1 protein-coding gene is annotated in these 416 nt (G+C 54.8%); it reads left to right on the forward strand.

All coding sequences use genetic code 11. The features are described 5' to 3' along the window. Window positions 1-416, forward strand: a 416-nt coding sequence (locus I6F09_RS37300) for an ABC transporter permease subunit (protein ID WP_225190214.1), incomplete at both ends; no start/stop codon positions are given.

Genomic DNA, 416 nt, shown 5'->3' on the forward strand with positions numbered 1-416 from the left:
GGATGATCCTCGCCTGCCTGGTGCAGTGGGAAGCGCTGAAAGGCAAAGCGATTTATCGCGTCCTGCTGATTCTGCCGTACGCCGTACCGTCGTTTATTTCGATTCTGATTTTCAAAGGGCTGTTCAACCAGAGCTTTGGTGAAATCAACATGATGCTCAGCACGCTGTTCGGCATTAAGCCGGCGTGGTTTAGCGACCCGACCACCGCGCGCACCATGATCATCATCGTCAACACCTGGCTGGGCTACCCGTACATGATGATCCTGTGCATGGGGCTGCTGAAGGCGATTCCGGACGATCTGTACGAAGCGTCGGCAATGGATGGCGCCGGCCCGTTCCAGAACTTCTTTAAAATTACCTTCCCGCTGCTGATTAAGCCGCTAACGCCGCTGATGATCGCCAGCTTCGCCTTTAAC

It is taken from the genome of Bradyrhizobium sp. IC3195 (assembly GCF_020193585.1).
GTDB lineage: Bacteria > Pseudomonadota > Alphaproteobacteria > Rhizobiales > Xanthobacteraceae > Bradyrhizobium > Bradyrhizobium yuanmingense.